The sequence below is a fragment of the Pseudoalteromonas sp. S4741 genome (assembly GCF_005886135.1).
Lineage (GTDB): Bacteria > Pseudomonadota > Gammaproteobacteria > Enterobacterales > Alteromonadaceae > Pseudoalteromonas > Pseudoalteromonas tetraodonis.
In genome coordinates this window covers 1-3,956 of the sequence record NZ_PNCN01000158.1, presented here as the reverse complement: position 1 = coordinate 3,956, position 3,956 = coordinate 1, and the positions used below count along the sequence as shown (strand labels likewise).

5 protein-coding genes are annotated in these 3,956 nt (G+C 36.5%); 2 read left to right on the top strand and 3 right to left on the bottom strand.

The window, feature by feature from the left end; all coding sequences use genetic code 11:
- Positions 1-133 precede the first annotated feature (133 nt).
- The 3 genes from CWC30_RS16590 to CWC30_RS16580 all read right to left on the bottom strand — a co-directional run bounded on the left by CWC30_RS16590 (position 134) and on the right by CWC30_RS16580 (position 1,889).
- The gene (locus tag CWC30_RS16590) at positions 134-475 is read right to left on the bottom strand and encodes a PDZ domain-containing protein (protein ID WP_051385864.1); all 342 of its coding nucleotides are present in this window, start codon (positions 473-475) and stop codon (positions 134-136) included.
- Between the two features lie 90 nt (positions 476-565).
- Positions 566-868: a hypothetical protein gene (locus tag CWC30_RS16585; protein ID WP_024601566.1), complete on the bottom strand. Its 303-nt coding sequence runs from the start codon at positions 866-868 to the stop codon at positions 566-568.
- A gap of 295 nt (positions 869-1,163) precedes the next feature.
- Positions 1,164-1,889, bottom strand: a complete 726-nt coding sequence (locus CWC30_RS16580; RefSeq protein WP_010555486.1) for an NYN domain-containing protein — start codon at positions 1,887-1,889, stop codon at positions 1,164-1,166.
- Between the two features lie 474 nt (positions 1,890-2,363).
- Here CWC30_RS16580 and CWC30_RS16575 point away from each other — a divergent pair, with 474 nt between their 5' ends.
- Positions 2,364-2,915, top strand: coding sequence for a cytochrome b (locus CWC30_RS16575; RefSeq protein ID WP_010555485.1), 552 nt, complete (start codon positions 2,364-2,366; stop codon positions 2,913-2,915).
- 346 nt (positions 2,916-3,261) lie between these two features.
- Positions 3,262-3,402: a hypothetical protein gene (locus tag CWC30_RS18410; RefSeq protein WP_158522947.1), complete on the top strand. Its 141-nt coding sequence runs from the start codon at positions 3,262-3,264 to the stop codon at positions 3,400-3,402.
- Positions 3,403-3,956: the final 554 nt, after the last annotated feature.

The following is a 3,956-nucleotide window of genomic DNA, read 5'->3' as shown; positions in this document are numbered from 1 at the left end:
TTTTTACACAGTCTGTGCCATAAGCGGACTGTAACAATAAAGTTGTAGAATAACCCCAAAATAAGCTCTTGAAGTTAATGGAGCCCATATAAAAGCCAACTTTTTTATCCTTGTTTAGTTTCTCGTTAGATTTTTACTCACCTACATGTATTTTTAGCAAAGCTTCACTGCCATCTAAGTTTTTAACTAGTAATAGTAATATTTCACCTGTTTCTTTATCCATAAGCTTTTTAGCTTTATCTGCTGGGCAGCCCGGGATTTTGCAACCATCAAGTTCGATAACTAATTGACCAACTTTAACTCCAGCTTTTTCTGCAGGAGATCCAGAATGAACTTCATCAATTTTAAACTCGGTTATTTCAGGACTAAAAAACCCATCAACAGACACACCGACGGCAATCCCAACTTTCCCTTTGGCGAAAGCTACAAATGGAAAAAACAAACAAATTAATAGAACCTTCCTAGTTAAATTCAAAAACCTTACTCCTTTAAAAAATTAACCGCCGTTTTAAGCGGTTTGTAATTATTTGCTAAAATATGAAACGACGTGGAACCGACAAAACTGTTAGAGGCCCGACTTGAAAAACCTTATACACGTATTGCTAATTAGTGAATTTTGTTTCTTAATTTCGTTAGCATTTTTATTTGTTTCTGCAACTGCTAAGTCAATTTTAGCTTTGGTACATTTATCAGACAGCTCTTTACTTACAAGGTAATTCTGATCTTTTTGATACTGAGCCATACCTTCTAAACCGTTATATTGATCTCTATCTTCAAGTATTTTATCTTTTTGGTATGGTGCTGGTTGGGTTGCACCACAAGCTGATAACAAAACGATCAGAGAAATTGGAATTAATTTATTGAACAATACCCTTACTCCATGTGTATAATTTAATAGCACGCGAATAGCGCATTTCTCTGCTATAGGCACGATAATATCTACATAGTTTTACCAAATTACCTAAGATATTACTATCTCTAAGTTTCTATCGCCTACAAAAAAGCTGAGTCAACAATATACGCTTTTCCTCATTTCATGAATATATGAGTAAAAAACAGTTTGACCAATCAATTAACTCTTACATTTAGCCACTCTCAATGTCCGCTTCTCGCTCTTTGCCGAAGTTTGGCTAAGTGCCATAAGCGGATATTAATAAAGCGCCTTACCTTGATTTGTTAAGTTGTTTTGCTTTCTTTTTATCCCTAATCCATAAAACTGAGCCATTTGTTTTTTTCATCTCAAACAAATCTATAGCTTGAAATAAATCACTCAACTTCTTAAAGCCATAATTACGCTGGTCAAAGGATGCGTGATTTGAAATATGTGTACCGATTGGTCCTAACATGGCCCAGCCATCGTCTTCTTCGACAGCCTCAATTGCTTGCCTAAGCAAATTAATTAACTTGGTGTCACTTTTTATGTTCTTTTTTTGTTTTTGTATAGGAGGGTCTTTTTCGCTATCTTCGTCAAGATAGAGGAATAGTGAACAACTATTAACGAAAGCTAGTGGTGCTTTACGTTCACCAAAACCAATCACAAATTTACCATCAGCCAAAGAACGAGTTACCAAGGGAGTAAAATCACAATCGGACGACACCAGGCAAATAACATCAATGTCTTTAGTATACAGCACATCCATAACATCAATTACTAATGCCATATCTGTGGCATTCTTGCCTTTGGTAAGATCGAACTGTTGCATCGGCTGTATTGCAAATTCATGAAGCACGTCTTCCCACGGTTTCAGGTTTTGATTTTTCCAATTTCCATATGCTTTACGAATGTTGACTACACCATATCGCGCCAACTCGGATAGCACTTTATCTATCTTTTGAGCAGGTGCGTTATCTGCATCAATAAATACCGCAATTTTCTCTTTATCTCTCACAAAAGCTTCCTTGAAACTTAAAATCTTATTGACCACTACAGTAAACAGTTTCTCGACTTTTTCTAGTAAATACTTAGGCTATTATTTTCCATATTCCAGCCAAATAACAGTATTGTAGTGGCTTGGTTAATTTGGGACCCAAATTAGAGGCGTCTCCTTGTTGGTCATCTGCTGCTAGTTGCAACCATTTGAACTAATTAAATTGTTTATAAATGTTTTTTCTATAAGGTTTTCTTGGAGCCCATATTTAATTTTTATGTGTCTCCATTTTTTTACGTACTTACAATGAAAGTGCTTATCAAGTATATTTACTCATGTTTTTTAAAATATAAATTTTATGTTTTAGATCACTAAATGCTTAGTAATGATAGGTTACTTTGTAGTGGGGTAGGCTACTTTTTTAAGCTCTAAAACAGCTAAATGGTCAGTAACTTTATACGATTAATATAAGGTTTAATTTTTTCGAGGGGCACTATGAATTTAAAAAATACAACAACTCATTACAATACACTCTCCATTGCTTTGCATTGGCTTATGTTCATATTGATAGTCGCTGTTTACGCAAGCATTGAACTGCGCGAATTATTCGACAAAGGAACAGCAACCCGAGATGCCTTTAAAATGTGGCATTTTATGCTTGGTTTATCGGTTTTAGCCTTAGTAAGCGTTAGGCTAATTGCTCGCATAGTAGGTGGTTCGGCTCCTGATATAAAACCACAGCCAGCTAAATGGCAAAATAACCTGGCCAAACTAGTGCATGTTATTTTGTATGGGTTCATGTTTGCTATGCCTATTGCTGGATGGTTAATTTTGAGCATGGCGGGCAAACCAATTCCGTTTTTTGGTCTAGAGCTGCCGCCATTGGCCAGTAAAGATTTAGACTTAGCTAAAACCATAAAAGAGCTGCATGAAACCGCTGGGGAAGTTGGCTATTACTTGATTGGACTACATGCAGCCGCCGCCTTATTCCACCACTATGTTTTATCTGATAATACGGTTGCACGAATGCGTTTGCCTAAAAAATAACAGCTAATTAAGTGGTTAACCCGTTGTTTTCGCACATATTCAAGGATATGTGCGACGCGCGTATAGTGTTCTATTTAGATCTGCTTAAAGATAATAGAAAACTTAGTGATAGTAATATCTTAGCTAATTTGTTAAAACTGTGTAAAGTATACATATGAGTGTGGTCGGAGCAGAAAGATCCGCCCTTCGCGCACTATAAAATTATCCGTATAAAGGGTTTTCAACAATTGATGAGGCGCGTAGTTGGGTGTTGAAATTTAGCCACTGGTATAATTTTAACCACAAACATAGTGGCATCAAATACGTCAGCCCACATCAAAGGCATTCAGGATTAGCGGGTGACATATTGGCTAATAGAAAAGAAGTTTATCAAGGTGCTAAAGATGCTCACCCTGAGCGCTGGAGCGGTAATATCCGTAATTGGAATTTACCAAAAGAAGTGTACTTAAACCCTGAACAAAATAGTGTCAAGGCTGAGAGTGCATAACGTAGTGATCGCGACAACTAGTTTGACAAACACCGCTACTGTCCTTAGTGTACTGTTCTCTCGGTTATATACTCTCAGAAATCAAATCATGCATGGTGGGGCCACTTTTAATAGCTCAGCCAATCGTCAACAATTGAGATATTGTACAAATATACTGGATCTACTAGTACCAACGATCATTGAGATTATGATGAATAACCCTAATGACCTTTGGGGTGAACCGGTATATCCATATGTTGGGAAATAGATATATCAAACCCACTAGTAATTGCATAAATATTCACAATAACTGTATAAGTCATAATAAAGTAAGCATCACGATTGACATCCTAAACACCTTTATTCAAATGTGCATGCTTCCTAGTTTAACATTAGGTAATGTAGGGCAAATATTAGTGAATATTTATCGGCTCAAAATCTAGCTGTCACGGAAAGGGGCAGAAACGAGTTACGCTTGAAAGTCTGCTCATGGCACAGACTGTGTGAAAACTCTGATCACCTTTTGGTCTAAGTATGTTCTGCTTATGATCTATTAATCTATACATTTAGTTCAC